Annotated in this window: 13 protein-coding genes; 9 read left to right on the top strand and 4 right to left on the bottom strand. The window is 70.0% G+C overall.

Annotation, left to right across the window (positions count from 1 at the left end; translation table 11 throughout):
* Positions 1–62: 62 nt before the first annotated feature.
* Positions 63–4,028: a type VII secretion protein EccCa gene (gene eccCa / locus AB0L75_RS14935; protein WP_365180685.1), complete on the bottom strand. Its 3,966-nt coding sequence runs from the start codon at positions 4,026–4,028 to the stop codon at positions 63–65.
* 300 nt (positions 4,029–4,328) lie between these two features.
* Between eccCa and eccD the strand changes: the two genes are divergently transcribed.
* Positions 4,329–5,831 carry a type VII secretion integral membrane protein EccD gene (gene eccD, locus AB0L75_RS14930; RefSeq protein WP_365181208.1) on the top strand — a complete coding sequence of 501 codons (1,503 nt, stop codon included), beginning with the start codon at positions 4,329–4,331 and terminating at the stop codon, positions 5,829–5,831.
* Positions 5,832–5,904: 73 nt separating this feature from the next.
* Here eccD and AB0L75_RS14925 read toward each other — a convergent pair whose 3' ends face one another.
* Positions 5,905–6,198, bottom strand: coding sequence for a DUF397 domain-containing protein (locus tag AB0L75_RS14925; protein WP_365180682.1), 294 nt, complete (start codon positions 6,196–6,198; stop codon positions 5,905–5,907).
* Positions 6,199–6,465: 267 nt separating this feature from the next.
* Between AB0L75_RS14925 and rpsO the strand changes: the two genes are divergently transcribed.
* The 5 genes from rpsO (at position 6,466) to AB0L75_RS14900 (ending at position 11,971) form a co-directional block, all read left to right on the top strand.
* The gene (gene rpsO / locus AB0L75_RS14920; protein ID WP_033529274.1) at positions 6,466–6,753 is read left to right on the top strand and encodes a 30S ribosomal protein S15; all 288 of its coding nucleotides are present in this window, start codon (positions 6,466–6,468) and stop codon (positions 6,751–6,753) included.
* Between the two features lie 377 nt (positions 6,754–7,130).
* Positions 7,131–9,350: a polyribonucleotide nucleotidyltransferase gene (locus AB0L75_RS14915; RefSeq protein ID WP_365180678.1), complete on the top strand. Its 2,220-nt coding sequence runs from the start codon at positions 7,131–7,133 to the stop codon at positions 9,348–9,350.
* A complete protein-coding gene (locus AB0L75_RS14910; RefSeq protein ID WP_365180676.1) occupies positions 9,347–10,726 on the top strand; it encodes a pitrilysin family protein in 1,380 nt (459 codons plus the stop codon). The genes AB0L75_RS14915 and AB0L75_RS14910 overlap by 4 nt, the downstream gene beginning before the upstream one ends.
* Before the next feature lie 26 nt (positions 10,727–10,752).
* Positions 10,753–11,505, top strand: a complete 753-nt coding sequence (gene dapB, locus AB0L75_RS14905; protein WP_365180673.1) for a 4-hydroxy-tetrahydrodipicolinate reductase — start codon at positions 10,753–10,755, stop codon at positions 11,503–11,505.
* A 13-nt stretch (positions 11,506–11,518) separates the two neighbouring features.
* Positions 11,519–11,971, top strand: coding sequence for a hypothetical protein (locus AB0L75_RS14900; RefSeq protein WP_365180671.1), 453 nt, complete (start codon positions 11,519–11,521; stop codon positions 11,969–11,971).
* Positions 11,972–12,224: 253 nt separating this feature from the next.
* On the opposite strand, the gene AB0L75_RS14895 is transcribed toward AB0L75_RS14900, so the two are convergent.
* The gene (locus tag AB0L75_RS14895; protein WP_365180668.1) at positions 12,225–12,785 is read right to left on the bottom strand and encodes a hypothetical protein; all 561 of its coding nucleotides are present in this window, start codon (positions 12,783–12,785) and stop codon (positions 12,225–12,227) included.
* Between the two features lie 90 nt (positions 12,786–12,875).
* The gene (locus tag AB0L75_RS14890) at positions 12,876–13,112 is read right to left on the bottom strand and encodes a hypothetical protein (protein WP_365180665.1); all 237 of its coding nucleotides are present in this window, start codon (positions 13,110–13,112) and stop codon (positions 12,876–12,878) included.
* A gap of 168 nt (positions 13,113–13,280) precedes the next feature.
* On the opposite strand from AB0L75_RS14890, the gene thyX reads away from it, so the two are divergent.
* The 3 genes from thyX (at position 13,281) to AB0L75_RS14875 (ending at position 17,007) form a co-directional block, all read left to right on the top strand.
* Positions 13,281–14,042: an FAD-dependent thymidylate synthase gene (gene thyX / locus AB0L75_RS14885; RefSeq protein ID WP_365180663.1), complete on the top strand. Its 762-nt coding sequence runs from the start codon at positions 13,281–13,283 to the stop codon at positions 14,040–14,042.
* Positions 14,043–14,263: 221 nt separating this feature from the next.
* On the top strand, positions 14,264–15,163 hold the full coding sequence (gene dapA, locus AB0L75_RS14880; protein WP_365180660.1) for a 4-hydroxy-tetrahydrodipicolinate synthase: 900 nt from the start codon (positions 14,264–14,266) through the stop codon (positions 15,161–15,163).
* Between the two features lie 158 nt (positions 15,164–15,321).
* On the top strand, positions 15,322–17,007 hold the full coding sequence (locus tag AB0L75_RS14875) for a ribonuclease J (protein ID WP_365180657.1): 1,686 nt from the start codon (positions 15,322–15,324) through the stop codon (positions 17,005–17,007).
* Positions 17,008–17,306 lie beyond the last annotated feature (299 nt).

Here is a 17,306-nt window from a genome sequence, read left to right as displayed (position 1 = left end):
GTCACACACACCGAATCCGGCGGTCCGCGCGACCGCCGGATTCGGCAACACCCGTACGGACCTCAGTACTCGACGTCCACCAACCCCGTCTGTACCAACGGCCGCCCCCTCTTCCGCGACACGAAGACACCCCGTCCCGCCGGCATCGGCCGGGGTCGGACGCCGTTCAGGATGTCGCCCTCGGACGGGTCGCCGGCCAGGACGATTCCCTGGGCGCCGAGTTCCTTCATGCGCTGCATGAACGGCTCGTAGGCGGCGCGGCCCGCGCCCGCGGAGGAGCGGGCGATGATGAAGCGGACGCCGACGTCGCGGGCGAAGGGCAGCATCTCCGTCAGGCCGCTGAGCGGGTTGCCGCTGGAGGTGGAGACGAGGTCGTAGTCGTCGATGACCACGAACACCTGCGGCCCGCGCCACCAGCTGCGGTCCCGCAGCTGCTGCGGGGTGACGTCGGCCGTCGGCGTGCGGCGCTGCATGAGGTCGGCCAGGGCCACCATGTGGTGATCCATCTGGCTGGACATCGGGATGTACTCCGCCAGGTGCGTGGCGGGAGTGACGTCCAGCAGGGAGCGGCGGTTGTCGACGACGAAGAACTTCGCCTCGTCGCCGCCGTACCGCAGCGACAGCTGCTTGAGCAGCAGCCGCAGCAGGTTGGACTTGCCGGACTCGCTCTCGCCGAAGACGAGGAAGAACGGGTCCTGGTCGAAGTCCAGGAACACCGGCTCCAGGTTGTCCTCGTCCAGCGCGAAGGCGACGCCCCGCTGCGGGAAGCGGTCGCCCGGCGGCAGTTCGACCGCCTCCAGCTGGCGCGGCAGCAGCCGTACCTTGGGCGCGCCCGGCGCCTGCCAGTGGCGGCCGACCTCGGTGGTCAGCGCGGCCGTGGCCTCGGCGAGGTCGGTGTCGGAGGTGAGGCCGTCGATGCGTGGGACCGCCGCCATGAAGTGGAGCTTCTGGGGCGACAGGCCTCGGCCGGGGACGCCGGCCGGGACGTTCACCGCGATCTTGCGGTCGATCTCCGAGTCCATGACGTCACCCAGGCGCAGCTCCAGGCGGTTCATCAGGTGGTCCTTGAGGTTCGACCGGACCTCCATCGAGCGGGACGCCGTGATGATCACGTGGATGCCGTAGCCGAGGCCGCGCGCGGCGAGGTCCAGGACCACAGGTTCCAGGGCCTCGTAGTCCGTGCGGAAGTTGCCCCAGCCGTCGATGACCAGGAAGACGTCGCCCCAGGGCTGGTCCGTCACGGAGATGTCGCCGCGGGCCCGGCGAGAGCGGTAGTCGGCGATGGACGCGATGCCGGACGAGCGGAAGTACTCCTCGCGCTGGGCCAGGACGCCGTACACCTCGGCGACCGTACGCCGGACGCGTTCCGGGTCGAGGCGGGAGGCGATGCCGCCCACGTGCGGCAGGCCGTCCACCGCGACCATGCCGCCGCCACCGAAGTCCAGGCCGTAGAACTGCACCTCGTACGGCGTGTGCGTCAGGGCGAAGGAACAGATCAACGACCTCAGCAGCGTCGACTTGCCGGACTGCGGGCCGCCGATGATCTGCATATGGCCGGCCGCGCCCGAGAAGTCGGCCATCAGGCGGTCGCGGCGCTGCTCGTAGGGCTTGTCGACGAGGCCGACCGGGACGGTCAGGCGGCCGGCGCCCTCGTAGTTCGGCTGGGTCAGGCCGCGGCCCTCCACCGCCGTGAGGCCGGGCAGCAGCGCGTCCAGCGCGGGCGGGCTCTCCAGCGGCGGCAGCCACACCTGGTGCGCGGCCGGGCCCTGGGCCTCCAGCCGGCGCACGATCACATCGAGGACGGTGTCGGCCAGTGCCTCGTCGACCTGCGGCTCGGCCGCCGTACGCTGCTGCGGAACGGGCGTGTACCGCACCGGCACCTCGGTGGCCGTGAACAGCACCGGGCGCCGGTCCACCGGCAGCGGTCCGCCGCCGAGCGCCGCGCTCTGCGGGCCCGAGCGGTACACGCCGGAGACGTACGCCGCCTTGAAGCGGACCATTTCGTCCGTGCCGAACTTCAGGAAGCCCGAGCCGGGGACGTTCGGGAGTTCGTAGGCGTCGGGCACGCCGAGCGCGGCGCGGGACTCGGCGGCGGAGAACGTACGCAGACCGATGCGGTACGACAGATACGTCTCCAGGCCGCGCAGCCGGCCCTCCTCCAGGCGCTGCGAGGCCAGCAGCAGATGCACACCCAGCGAACGGCCGATACGGCCGATCTGCACGAACATCTCGATGAAGTCGGGCTTCGCGGTCAGCAGCTCGCTGAACTCGTCGATCACCAGGACCAGAGAGGGAATGGGCTGCAGGGGCGCACCCGCCGCGCGGGCCTTCTCGTAGTCGTGGATGTTCGCGTAGTTGCCCGCGTCGCGCAGCAGCTCCTGGCGGCGGTTCAGCTCACCGCGGATCGAGTCGCCCATGCGGTCGACCAGGGTGAGGTCGTCGGCCAGGTTGGTGATGACCGCCGCCACGTGCGGCATCTGCGCCATGCCGGCGAAGGTGGCACCGCCCTTGAAGTCCGCGAGAACGAAGTTCAGGGTCTCGGAGGAGTGGGTGACCGCGAGACCCAGCACCAGGGTGCGCAGCAGCTCCGACTTCCCGGAACCGGTCGCGCCGACGCACAGGCCGTGCGGGCCCATGCCCTCCTGGGCGGCCTCCTTGAGGTCCAGCATGACCGGGCGGCCGTCCTCGCCGAGGCCGATGGGCACACGCAGCCGCTCCGCCAGCGCACGCGGGCGCCAGGTCCGCTTGGTGTCGACGGACGCCGCGTCACCGAGGCCGAGGAGGTCGGTGAACTCCAGGTTGGCGAGCAGCGGTTGGTCGTCGTCGCCGCCGGATGCCATGCGCAGCGGCGCCAGCTGCCGGGCCAGTGCCTCGGCGGACTCGTAGGAGAGCGCGTCCGGGGTGCCCTCGTAGATCTCGCCGTGTCCGGACTCCAGGCGCAGCATGCCCGGCTGTACGACGACGGACAGGTCGCGGGCCGCCGTCGTCACTTCGCCGGGTACGACCTCGACGACCGTGACCCCCTGCAGGCCCTCGGAGCCCGCCAGCACGGAGTCCGGCAGCAGCGAGACGTCGTCCAGGACGAGCACGATGTGCGGCTCGTCCAGCAGCGGGGACGCGGCGGGGTGGAACCGGGGGCGGCCGGTCAGCCGGGTGGACAGCAGGTCCTCCAGCTCGCGCGGGTCGATGCCGATCAGCCTGCGGGAGCCCGCGCCGTCCACCGCACCGGATGCCTGCACATGCGGCAGCCACTTCGCCCAGTCCCAGTGCGGCAGCGCCTCGCGGCCCGCGGCCACCGCGATGACCAGGTCCTCGGGGGAGTGCAGCGAGGCCAGCGAACCGACCAGGGCGCGGGCACTGGACCGCACGGACTGCGGCTCGCCGCTGACCGTGACATGGGAGAAGGCGCGCAGGGACACCGCCATCGGCAGGTCGCCGACGCTGTTGTGGGTGGCGAGGAAGCGCTGCATCGCGCCCGCGGTCAGCGGCTCCAGCTGCTCGACGGGCCCCGTCTCCGGGGGGATGAGCGGGGTCGCCAGCGGCTGCGGGCCCAGGCCGATGCGCACATGTGCGAAGTCCTCGTCGCCCGGCCGCCGCTCCCACACCCGGCTGCCCTCGGCGACCAGTGCCCACAGCTGCTCGGGTGCGGGATGCAGGTAGTACTGCGCGTCGCGCTGCGTCTTCGCCGTCTCGACGGCTGACTTGCGGGTCTGCGACAGATAGCTGAGGTAGTCGCGGCGCATGTCGGCCAGCTGACCCTGGGAGCCACGGCGGAAGCGGACCACCATCGCGATGGACATCCCCACCGTCGAGGCGATCATGATCATGCCCATGATCTTCATGAACGGCTGACCGTTCGTGAAGAAGAACACCACCGAGCCGCCCATGCCCAGCGTGGGCAGGAGCTGCATCAGCACGCTCTCCTGATGTCCCCGCGGCAATTCGGGCGGTGGCTGGACAACGACCTCGTCCGTGGGCACTTCGGACGGCAGCGCCCTAGCGGGGCGCTTGACGACAATCTGGCTCACTGCTCACCAATTCCCTTGCCCGACCCAGGCTTTCCGCCCGCCGCCCCGTGTCCGGCGAGCGCAGGCCGCCGCGCGATCCTACTGAGTTCACCGCATACGGGTGAGCGGTAGGGTGCCGGATGTTCGCGTGAGCACACGCCGAACAGGCGGGACATACCGGGCCAACCTCTTCGATGTCGAGGCGGGAAGGGCCCGGAATCCTGCCGTACGGCACCCGTGCCGCCACGCACATGACCCACCGCCACGAGACTTTCACGAAGCAGACGCACCACCACCACTGAGGGGGAGCAGCAGGTGAGCATGACGGCCGCCGCCACCGGCGGACCCGGGACGGGAGCCCCCGCCGGGTCCGGCACCGGACTCGGCTTCTGCCGGGTCACCATCGTCGCGCCCGACAGCCGTATCGACGTGGCACTGCCCGACGACGTCCCGGTCGCCGACCTCTATCCGGAGATCCTCCGGCTGTCCCAGCAGAGCCCCGAGGCGGGCGCCCCGGTCGGCTACCACCTCGTCCGCACCGACGGCACCGTGCTGGACAGCGCCCGTTCCTTCGCCGCCCAGCGTATTCTCGACGGCGAACTGCTCACCCTGCGCCCGTTCGCGGACTCCCTGCCGCCGGCCGTCTTCGACGACGTGTCCGAGGCCGTCGCCTCCGCCGTCACCAGGCAGCACAAGCTGTGGAGCGGCGATCTCACCCGGGCCGCGGGCCGCGTGGGCGGCGGGGTGCTGCCCGCCTTGCTCGCGTTCGTCGCCTGGACCGCCGACCCGCGCCACGACATGCACGGCCTGGCCGGCATCCTCGCCGCCGTCGCCGGCCTCCTCCTGGTCGTGCTCTCTGCGGTCCGCGCCCGCGTCTACGACGACCGCGGCTCGGCCGTCGCCCTCGGCCTCGGCGCACTGCCCAACATCGGCGTCGCGGGCAGCGGACTGCTGGCGCTCACCCATGGGGAGGGCATCGGCAGACTCCAGTTCCTGCTGGCGTGCGCCGCCGTCCTCGTCGCCGCCCTGATCCTCGCCCTGTGCTCCCCGCACGGCGACGGGCCGTTCGTGGCCTTCGCGTTCGCCTCGGCGATCGCTCTGGTCGTCGTCTTCGTCTCGACCCTCACCCACTGGTCGCCGACCGAGACGGCCGCCGTGTGCGCGCCCGTCGCCGTGTGCGCGCTCGCCTTCCTGCCCGGCATGTCCATGCGCTTCGCCCGGCTGCCGATCGGCTTCGAGAACCCCAGCAGCGGCCCCACCCGCTCCGCCTACGGCACCGAGCCCGCCGCCGCGGAGCCCGTGGACACCGAGCGCATCGAGGCGCAGGCCCGGCGCGGCCACGAACTCCTCGTCGGGCTCGTCGGCGGCTGCGCCCTCCTCGCCGTCGGCGCCTCGGCGGTCCTGGGCTTCTCCGACGACGTCTGGGCCCAGGTGCTCGCGCTCGCCACCGGCGTCGCGATGCTGATGCGCGCCGGCCTCTTCCGCTACACCGCCCAGGTCGCGCCCGTCCTCGCCGCCGGCCTCGGCTCCCTGGTCCTGCTCGGCCTCGGCCTCGCCCTCAACCCGCCGCACCACGTGGTGATGCAGGCGCTGACCGGCAACCGTACCGACCTGGACATCCGCACCATCTGGCTGATCGCGGCCATCGGCGCCGCCACGGCGCTGGTGACGGCGCTGGGGCTGATCCTTCCGCGCGGCGGACTGACCCCGTTCTGGGGCCGCTTCCTGGAGATCTGCGAGGGCTTCGTCCTGCTGACGCTGATCCCGCTGACCCTGGCCGTCTTCGACGTCTACGCCACCGCACGCGCGATGACCAGCAAATGACCCACACGGTGATGACGACGGGCCGGGGCTCTTCCAGAAGCCCCGGCCCGTCGTCATCACCGTCCCGCGCCGTTCACTGGGCCGTGAGCCCCCCATTGCGCTCCGAAGGCTCCAGATCGAACTCCCCGTCCCGCGCCCCCAGCACGAACGCCCGCCACTCCGCCTCGGTGTAGCGCAGCACGGTGCCGTGGTCGAGGGAGGAACGCATGGCCACCGCCCCGTCGGGCAGGTACGCGATCTCGACCCGCTCCTCGTGCTCCTCCGTACCCGGCGCGCAGTGCCACTCCACGCCGGAGATGTCGAGCGCGTACAGCTCGTCCCGCTCCCGCTCCTTGCGTGCCTTGATCTCCGCTTCCGTCTCCGTCATCCTGCCGCGGCCCCTTTCCGGCGTACGAACGATCCCGGCGTTCACCCTAGTGGCCGGTCGTCTCCCACCTGGGCGGTTCGAGCACCCGGGGAAAGAAGCCGGCCACCTCCTGGTACCCTGGCTGACGGCCGTTCGTGTACGCACCCCCGGAGCCCTCTGCTCCGGTGGCAGCGCTCAGCGGATCCCCGCCTCCCGAGTAACGGAAGCTCCCCCGAGACAAAGACCGGGGGCACTCGGTGGCCACTCACAGACCAAAGAGGAGTACGCGTGTCGCTCGACGCCGCTACGAAGAAGCAGATCATCTCCGAGTTCGGTACCAAGGAGGGCGACACCGGCTCCCCCGAGGTCCAGGTCGCCATGCTCTCGCGTCGGATCTCCGACCTGACGGAGCACCTCAAGACCCACAAGCACGACCACCACTCCCGTCGTGGCCTGCTGATCCTCGTCGGTCAGCGCCGTCGCCTGCTGCAGTACCTGGCGAAGAAGGACATCCAGCGCTTCCGTACGCTGGTCGACCGCCTCGGCATCCGCCGTGGTGCGGCGGGCGCGAAGTAAGACGCCGTGAAGGGAGCGGTTCCCGGTAGCACACTCCGGGGCCGCTCCCTTCGTCGTACATGCGGAAACGTGCGGAGTGTCACTCACGCTTTGTAGTGTGGTAGCACAACGCAGTACGCACGACACAGAACGACGTACGGCACAGAACCACGCCGTACGACACAGAAGGCCGTACGGCACCCGACGCCGTACGACACGAACGAGGAGAAGCGCACCTCGCCGCCGCCGGTCCTCGGTAGTGGCCCCCGGGGGGAAGTGAGCCCCGGGTGCTTCGATCGAAGACCGGCCCGCACCAGACGGCGCGCTTCTCCGCCACCGTCCCCCTGCCACACGGGCAGCCAAGGGACGAAAGACGATATGTAACGGAGAAAACGCTAGTGGAGAACGAGACCCACTACGCCGAGGCCGTCATCGACAACGGCCCCTTCGGCACCCGCACGATCCGCTTCGAGACGGGCCGCCTGGCCAAGCAGGCCGCCGGTTCCGCCGTGGCGTACCTGGACGACGACACCATGGTGCTGTCGGCCACCACCGCCTCCAAGAACCCCAAGGACCAGCTCGACTTCTTCCCGCTGACGGTGGACGTCGAGGAGCGGATGTACGCCGCCGGCAAGATCCCCGGCAGCTTCTTCCGCCGTGAGGGCCGGCCGTCCGAGGACGCGATCCTCACCTGCCGCCTCATCGACCGCCCGCTGCGCCCGTCCTTCAAGAAGGGCCTGCGCAACGAGATCCAGGTCGTCGCCACGATCATGGCGCTCAACCCCGACCACCTGTACGACGTCGTGGCGATCAACGCCGCGTCCGCGTCCACGCAGCTGGCCGGCCTGCCCTTCTCCGGCCCGATCGGCGGCGTCCGCGTCGCTCTGATCCACGGCCAGTGGGTCGCCTTCCCGACGCACACCGAGCTGGAGGACGCCGTCTTCGACATGGTCGTCGCGGGCCGTGTCCTGGAGGACGGCGACGTCGCGATCATGATGGTCGAGGCCGAGGCCACCGAGAAGACCATCAAGCTGGTCGAGGGCGGCTCCGAGGCGCCGACCGAGGAGGTCGTCGCCGCCGGTCTGGACGCCGCGAAGCCCTTCATCAAGGTCCTGTGCCGCGCCCAGGCCGACCTCGCCGCCAAGGCCGCGAAGCCGACCGCCGAGTTCCCGATCTTCCTGGACTACCAGGACGACGTGCTCGAGGCCCTGGCCGCCGCGGTCAAGCCCGAGCTGGCCCAGGCGCTCACCATCGCCGGCAAGCAGGAGCGCGAGGCCGAGCTGGACCGCGTCAAGGGTCTGGCCGCCGAGAAGCTGCTGCCGGAGTTCGAGGGCCGCGAGAAGGAGATCTCCGCCGCGTACCGCTCGCTGACCAAGCAGCTGGTCCGCGAGCGCGTGATCAAGGAGAAGAAGCGCATCGACGGCCGTGGCGTCACGGACATCCGTACGCTCGCCGCCGAGGTCGAGGCCATCCCGCGGGTGCACGGTTCCGCGCTGTTCGAGCGTGGCGAGACCCAGATCCTGGGCGTCACCACCCTCAACATGCTCCGCATGGAGCAGCAGCTGGACACCCTCTCCCCGGTGACCCGCAAGCGCTACATGCACAACTACAACTTCCCGCCGTACTCCACCGGTGAGACCGGCCGCGTCGGCTCCCCGAAGCGCCGCGAGATCGGCCACGGCGCCCTCGCCGAGCGCGCGCTCGTGCCGGTGCTGCCGACGCGCGAGGAGTTCCCGTACGCGATCCGCCAGGTGTCCGAGGCTCTCGGCTCCAACGGCTCGACGTCCATGGGCTCGGTCTGCGCCTCCACCATGTCGCTGCTGAACGCCGGTGTGCCGCTGAAGGCCCCGGTCGCCGGTATCGCCATGGGTCTGATCTCCCAGGAGATCGAAGGCGAGACGCACTACGTCACCCTCACCGACATCCTCGGTGCCGAGGACGCCTTCGGCGACATGGACTTCAAGGTCGCCGGCACCAAGGAGTTCGTGACCGCCCTCCAGCTCGACACCAAGCTGGACGGCATCCCGGCCTCCGTCCTGGCCGCGGCCCTCAAGCAGGCCCGCGACGCTCGTCTCCACATCCTCGACGTGATGATGGAGGCCATCGACCGGCCCGACGAGATGAGCCCGCACGCCCCGCGGATCATCACCGTCAAGATCCCGGTCGACAAGATCGGCGAGGTCATCGGCCCCAAGGGCAAGATGATCAACCAGATCCAGGAGGACACGGGCGCCGAGATCACCATCGAGGACGATGGCACGATCTACATCGGTGCCGCCGACGGCCCCTCCGCCGAGGCCGCCCGCGCCACGATCAACGGCATCGCCAACCCGACGATGCCCGAGGTCGGCGAGCGCTACCTCGGTACGGTCGTCAAGACGACCACCTTCGGTGCGTTCGTCTCCCTGCTGCCCGGCAAGGACGGTCTGCTGCACATCTCGCAGATCCGCAAGCTGGCCGGCGGCAAGCGCGTGGAGAACGTCGAGGACGTGCTCGGCGTGGGCCAGAAGGTCCAGGTCGAGATCGCCGAGATCGACTCCCGCGGCAAGCTCTCCCTCGTTCCGGTGATCGAGGGCGAGGAAGGCGACAACGAGAACAAGGACGACGCCGAGCAGTGACGTCCCGTAGCTCCAAGGTGACGGCCCGCCCCTCTTCGGAGGCGCGGGCCGTCGCCCGTACCCAAACCCTCATCAAGGGCACAGGCGGCATCGGCACGGTCCGCAAGACCACCCTCCCGGGCGGCCTGCGCATCGTCACCGAGACCCTGCCCTCGGTCCGCTCCGCGACCTTCGGTATCTGGGCGCACGTCGGCTCCCGCGACGAGACCCCGGCCCTGAACGGCGCCACGCACTACCTGGAACACCTGCTGTTCAAGGGCACGTCGAGGCGCAGCGCGCTGGACATCTCCGCCGCCCTCGACGCCGTCGGCGGCGAGATGAACGCGTTCACGGCGAAGGAGTACACGTGCTACTACGCGCGCGTGCTCGACACCGACCTGCCGCTCGCCATCGACGTCGTCTGCGACATGCTGACCGGCTCGCTCATCCGCGAGGAGGACGTCGACGTCGAGCGCGGCGCGATCCTCGAAGAGATCGCGATGACCGAGGACGACCCGGGCGACTGTGTGCACGACCTGTTCGCGCACACCATGTTCGGCGACAACGCCCTCGGCCGCCCCGTCCTCGGCACGGTCGACACCGTCAACGCCCTCACCGCCGACCGCATCCGCCGCTTCTACAAGAAGCACTACGACCCGACCCACCTCGTGGTCGCCTGCGCCGGCAACATCGACCACAACAAGGTCGTACGGCAGGTCCGCGCGGCCTTCGAGAAGGCGGGCGCCTTCAAGGACCCGGGCGCACAGCCCATCGACCCCCGCGACGGCCGGCGTACGATCCGCACCTCCGGCAAGGTCGAGCTGCTCGGCCGCAAGACCGAGCAGGCGCATGTCGTCCTCGGCATGCCGGGCCTCGCCCGCACCGACGACCGCCGCTGGGCCATGGGCGTGCTCAACACCGCGCTCGGCGGCGGCATGTCCTCCCGCCTCTTCCAGGAGGTCCGGGAGAAGCGCGGCCTCGCCTACAGCGTGTACTCGTACACCTCGGGCTTCGCCGACTGCGGCCTGTTCGGCGTGTACGCCGGCTGCCGGCCCAGCCAGGTGCACGACGTGCTGAAGATCTGCCGCGACGAGCTCGACCACGTGGCCGCGAACGGCCTCACCGACGACGAGATCGCCCGCGCCGTCGGCCAGCTCCGCGGCTCCACCGTCCTCGGCCTGGAGGACACCGGTGCGCTGATGAACCGTATCGGCAAGAGCGAGCTGTGCTGGGGCGAGCAGATGTCCGTCGACGACATGCTGGACCGGATAGCGGCGGTCACCCCGGACGAGGTCCGCGCGGTCGCCCGCGACATCCTGGGACAGCGCCCGTCGCTGTCGGTCATCGGCCCGCTGAAGGACAAACAGGCCGCACGCCTGCACGACGCCGTCGCCTGACACACCTCCCGTAAGGAACGAAGAAGATGAGCAAGCTGCGCGTGGCGGTCCTCGGTGCCAAGGGCCGCATCGGGTCCGCGGCGGTCAAGGCGGTCGAGGCCGCCGAGGACATGGAGCTGGTCGCCGCCCTCGGCCGGGGCGACGAGCTGCAGACCCTGGCGGACACCGGCGCCCAGGTCGCCGTGGAGCTGACCACGCCCGACTCCGTCATGGACAACCTCGACTTCTGCGTGCGCCACGGCATCCACGCGGTCGTCGGTACGACGGGCTGGACCGAGGAACGCCTCGCGCGGCTGCGGGGCTGGCTCGACCAGTCCCCGCGGACCGGCGTGCTCATCGCGCCGAACTTCTCCATCGGCGCCGTCCTGACCATGAGGTTCGCGCAGATCGCCGCGCCGTACTTCGAGTCGGTCGAGGTCGTCGAGCTGCACCACCCGAACAAGGTGGACGCGCCCAGCGGTACGGCCACGCGCACGGCTCAGCTCATCGCCGAGGCCCGCAGGGCTGCCGGTACGGCGCCGGCGCCGGACGCCACGGTCACGGCCCTGGACGGCGCGCGGGGCGCCAGTGTCGACGGTGTCCCGGTCCACGCCGTCCGGCTGCGCGGCCTCCTGGCCCACCAGGAGGTGCTGCTCGGCGGTGAGGGCGAGACCCTGACCATCCGGCACGACTCCCTGCACCACAGCAGCTTCATGCCGGGCATCCTGCTCGGCGCCCGCCGCGTGGTGTCGACTCCGGGCCTGACCTTCGGCCTGGAGCACTTCCTGGACCTGAGCTGAGCCGGAAGACGTCATGCGCGCGAAGATCACCTACCTCGTCACGGCCGCCGTCCTGGTCTTCTACTTCGTCCTGGTCGGCAGCCGCGGCGTCATGCTCATGCAGTCCGGCACGGTCCTCACCGTCACCTTCGGGATCGCGGTGCTGATCCTGCCGGTGATCGGACTGTGGTTCCTGTGGAAGAACACCCAGTTCGTCCGCAAGGCCAACCAGCTCGCCGCCGAACTCGACGCCGAGGGCGGACTGCCCGTGGACGAGCTTCGGCGCACCCCGGGCGGCCGGATCGACCGCGACTCGGCCGACGAGGTCTTCGCCAAGCGCAAGGCCGAGACCGAGGCGTCCCCCGACGACTGGCGCTGCTGGTTCCGGCTCGCGGTCGCCTACCACGACGCCCGCGACACCCCACGCGCCCGGAAGGCGATGCAGAGGGCCATCGCCCTGCACGCGGGCCGCCCCGCCCAGGCCTGACACCCGCCCAGGCCTGACGCGCGGCAGGGGATGACCGCGCCGCAGCTGCGCGCAGTCGTGCCTCCCCCAGTGCCTTAAGGGCCTGGGAGAGGCCCCCAGGCGGCACGGGTGGGCGAGGGGGTCCCCCCGCTCGAGCGAAGCCGAGAGTGGGGGAGGCACCTCCCAGCGAGCAGCGCCCGCCCCCTGCCCCCCTGCCGCCCTCGGAGGCGCCGGCACGCACCGGCACAGGACACCGCAGGCATGTCGATGGCGGTCAGCCGCGCTGACGTCCGTGCTCCGCCGCCCAAGCCTCCACCGTGTCCGCGGCCCGGTCGAACCCGGCCGGGCGACCCACGAAGTCCAGCATGTGCGTCGTCAGCAGCGGCGGCGTGTCCTCGGCCGCCCGGTCCTTGCGTACGAGCGTCAGCGCCTGCCCCTGCACCGTGCGGGGCAGCCCCAGCCAGCGCACCGGTTGCTGCACCGTCCGCACGGAGATCACCCGCGCCCACGGCGCCGTACGCGTCACCAGGAAGCCCACGTGACGCACTCCGCGCGCGCTCACCCACACGCCCATGCGCAGCAGCCTCAGCGCCCCGGCGATGACCACGAGCGCCACGACGAAGACCGGCCCCGCGGAGGACACCGAGTCGGTCAGGGTGATGAGCACCGCGGCGAACAGCACGAAGGAGGCGAGCAGCAGCACCAGCGCCGCCACACCCACACGCCAGGGACCGGGCCGGTAGGGACGCCGCCAGTGCTCGCGATCGTCGTACGGCAGGGCACTCTCGGAAGCGGCCTCGAAGGTGCGGTCGGCCGTCAGGAAAGACAGGGGCACGGCTGGTCCTCACTCGCTCCTCGCGTGGGCTGTGCCCGGTGAGGCTATCCGCCGGTGTTCCCGCTCACCACCCGAGGGCGGCCGGAAGAGTCAGTGGCCCTGGGAGGCCTGGGACTGCTGCGTCGGCGTACTGGACGGCGTGGACATCGACGGCATGCCGACGATCAGGGCCCCCACCAGCCCGGCGACGAGCGTGAGTCCCAGCAGCCAACGCCCGGCTATCTCCCCGACGGACGCCCGCGGCCGGGGCGGGGGAGTGACATTGCTGCGGAAGCTCTCCGCCTCTGCCAGGAAGGCGAAGGGTACGGGCTCGCGCCGACGGAACATCGCGGTACGTCTCCTTTCGGGGTCGAACGAGCAGGTCTCACCGGTACAGACGCTCGAGTGACACAAAAGGTGCCCATGTCCGAAAAAATCCATGGCGGAATTTCTGGGGCGAGGTAGTGCCGTGGCCCTGCCGGGTGCCCCGTAAGGTGGGCGCGAACCACAGCTGTGATGGGAAGGACCCCAACCCCCGTGACCACCCCCGAGTCGCTCCCCGAGTCGCTCACGTTCCGCAGTGACGTCACCGTCGAGCTGGTGAAGTCCAGCGCTTCGGACGCCGACGTCCTCTTCGCCGCGCGGGTCTCCACCGCCGGCGAGCAGTCCCTGGACGAGCTGAAGAAGGACCCCGAGCGCTCCAAGGGCCTGATCAACTACCTGATGCGCGACCGGCACGGCAGCCCGTTCGAGCACAACTCGATGACGTTCTTCATCAGCGCCCCGATCTTCGTCTTCCGCGAGTTCATGCGGCACCGGGTCGGCTGGTCGTACAACGAGGAGTCCGGCCGCTACCGGGAGCTGGAGCCGGTCTTCTACGTCCCCGACGCCTCCCGCAAGCTCGTGCAGGAGGGCCGCCCGGGCAAGTACGTCTTCGTCGAGGGCACCCAGGCCCAGCAGGAGGCGGTCAGCAGCACCCTGCGCGAGTCGTACGAGCAGGCGTACACGGCCTACCAGAAGATGCTCGCCGAGGGCGTCGCCCGCGAGGTCGCCCGCGCGGCCCTTCCCGTGGGCCTCTACTCCTCGATGTACGCCACCTGCAACGCCCGCTCCCTCATGCACTTCCTCGGTCTGCGCACCCAGCACGAGCTGGCCAAGGTGCCGTCCTTCCCGCAGCGGGAGATCGAGATGGTCGGCGAGAAGATGGAGGCGGAGTGGGCGAAGCTCATGCCGCTGACGTACGCCGCCTTCAACGCGAACGGCCGTGTGGCCCCGTAAACAAGGCCTACGAAGCCCTGTTCCCCCACCAGGAACGGATGTACGGATCAGCCTCGCGAAGTGTCCGTATTGCGGCATTTGGAGAAGTTCATCTAGCCTGATCAAACGGACCCGGCACTGCTTGAACCCCCGAGCAGGCAGTGCCGGGCTCCGCATTTGTCCGGACTTTCCCGAGACCCCACGGGCAGACCCCGCACGGAGCACCGAGTAGCGTGTTACCCATGGCTCCGACCTCGACTCCGCAGACCCCCTTCGGGCGGGTCCTCACCGCCATGGTCACGCCCTTCACGGCGGACGGCGCACTCGACCTCGACGGCGCGCAGCGGCTCGCCGCCCACCTGGTGGACGCAGGCAACGACGGCCTGATCATCAACGGCACCACCGGCGAGTCCCCCACCACCAGCGACGCGGAGAAATCGGACCTCGTACGAGCCGTACTGGAGGCGGTCGGCGACCGCGCCCACATCGTCGCCGGCGTCGGCACCAACGACACCCACCACAGCATCGAACTGGCCCGCGAGGCCGAACGCATCGGCGCCCACGGCCTCCTCGTCGTCACGCCGTACTACAACAAGCCCCCGCAGGAGGGCCTGTACCGCCACTTCACGGCCGTCGCCGACGCCACCGGCCTGCCGGTCATGCTCTACGACATCCCTGGCCGCAGCGGCGTCCCGATCAACACCGAGACGCTCGTCCGGCTTGCCGAACACCCCCGGATAGTCGCGAACAAGGACGCCAAGGGCGACCTCGGCCGCGCCAGCTGGGCCATCGCCCAGTCCGGCCTCGCCTGGTACTCCGGCGACGACATGCTGAACCTCCCGCTGCTCTCCGTGGGCGCGGTCGGCTTCGTGTCGGTCGTCGGCCACGTCGTCACCCCCGACCTGCGCGCCCTGGTCGACGCCTATGTCTCCGGTGACGTCGTCAAGGCCACCGAGATCCACCAGAAGCTGCTCCCCGTCTACACCGGAATGTTCCGCACCCAGGGCGTCATGACCACCAAGGCCGCCCTCGCCCTGCAGGGACTGCCCGCCGGACCGCTGCGCTCGCCCATGGTCGAGTGCTCGCCCGAGGAGATCGCCCAGCTCAAGATCGATCTTGCTGCCGGCGGGGTACAGCTCTGACAACAGACTTGGCACCACACGGGCTTCACAACTGAAGAACAACAGAAGAAGGCGGGCCACCGGTGCCCGCACACCCCACAACGACAACTGCTTCTGCACGAACGTCTCACGCGCCACGTGCCCGACCGGTACGTGGCGCGTGTGGTGAGGAGAGTCTTTTGAGTCATCCGCATCCTGAACTCGGCGCGCCTCCGCCGCTCCCCGAAGGCGGCCTGCGGGTCACCCCGCTCGGCGGCCTCGGCGAGATCGGCCGAAACATGACGGTCTTCGAATACGGCGGCCGCCTGCTGATCGTCGACTGCGGAGTGCTCTTCCCCGAGGAGGAGCAGCCCGGAATCGACCTGATCCTTCCGGACTTCACGTCCATCCGGGACCGCCTCGACGACATCGAGGGCATCGTCCTCACCCATGGCCACGAGGACCACATCGGCGGTGTCCCCTTCCTGCTCCGCGAGAAGCCGGACATCCCGCTGATCGGCTCCAAGCTGACCCTCGCCCTGATCGAGGCCAAGCTCCAGGAACACCGGATCCGTCCGTACACCCTTGAGGTGGCCGAGGGGAACCGCGAGCGCATCGGCCCCTTCGACTGCGAGTTCATCGCCGTCAACCACTCCATCCCGGACGCCCTGGCCGTCGCCATCCGTACCCCCGCCGGCATGGCGGTGCACACCGGCGACTTCAAGATGGACCAGCTCCCGCTGGACAACCGCCTCACCGACCTGCACGCCTTCGCGCGGCTGAGCGAGGAGGGCATCGACCTCCTGCTCACCGACTCCACGAACGCCGAGGTCCCGGGCTTCACCCCGCACGAGCGCGACATCTCCAACGTGCTGCGCCAGGTCTTCGCGAGCGCCCGCAAGCGGATCATCGTGGCGAGCTTCGCCAGCCACGTCCACCGCATCCAGCAGATCCTGGACGCGGCCCACGAGTACGGCCGCCGGGTCGCCTTCGTCGGCCGCTCGATGGTCCGCAACATGGGCATCGCCCGCGACCTCGGCTATCTGAAGGTCCCGCCGGGCCTGGTGGTCGACGTCAAGACACTGGACGACCTCCCGGACCACGAGGTGGTCCTGGTCTGCACGGGCTCCCAGGGCGAGCCGATGGCGGCGCTGTCGAGGATGGCCAACAGGGACCACCAGATCCGGATCGTCGAAGGCGACACGGTGATCCTGGCGTCCTCCCTGATCCCCGGCAACGAGAACGCGGTCTACCGCGTGATCAACGGCCTGACCCGCTGGGGTGCCAACGTCGTCCACAAGGGCAACGCCAAGGTGCATGTGTCCGGCCACGCCTCCGCGGGCGAGCTGCTGTACTTCTACAACATCTGCCGCCCGAAGAACCTGATGCCGGTGCACGGGGAGTGGCGCCATCTGCGGGCGAACGCGGAGCTGGGCGCCCTGACGGGCGTCCCGCACGACCGGATCGTCATCGCCGAGGACGGCGTGGCGGTCGACCTGGTCGAGGGCAAGGCCAAGATCTCCGGCAAGGTCCAGGCCGGCTACGTCTACGTCGACGGCCTCTCCGTCGGCGATGTCGGCGAGCCCGCCCTCAAGGACCGCAAGATCCTCGGCGACGAGGGCATCATCTCGGTCTTCGTCGTCGTGGACTCGTCCACCGGCAAGATCACCGGCGGTCCGCACGTCCAGGCGCGCGGCTCCGGCATCGAGGACTCTGCCTTCGCCGCCGTCATCCCGAAGGTCGCCGAAGCGCTGGAGAGGTCCGCCCAGGACGGTGTCGTGGAGCCCCACCAGCTCCAGCAACTCGTTCGGCGCACCCTCGGCAAGTGGGTTTCGGACACCTATCGCCGCAGGCCGATGATCCTGCCTGTGGTCGTGGAGGTCTGACACCTCGTCGGTGCGAGCCCGGAGCGGGGCGCCTCGATTTGCATCGGGGCGCCCCGCTCCAGTACGTTTACGGCTCTGCCCAACCGGGAACCCCAGCACTTCACGCGCTGGACACAGGTGCCTGGAAGCGGGTGGGAAAACCGACTCAGAACTTCTGATAAAGTCGGAACCGCCGGAAAGGAAACCGCGAGAGAAACGCGGGAGCCTGGAAAGCACCGAGGAAATCGGATCGAGAAAAGATCTGATAGAGTCGGAAACGCAAGAACGAAGGGAAGCCCGGAGGAAAGCCCGAGAGGGTG

The organism is Streptomyces sp. NPDC052101, assembly GCF_040680235.1.
Classification (GTDB): domain Bacteria; phylum Actinomycetota; class Actinomycetes; order Streptomycetales; family Streptomycetaceae; genus Streptomyces.
This window is presented reverse-complemented; position numbering and strand designations above follow the sequence as displayed.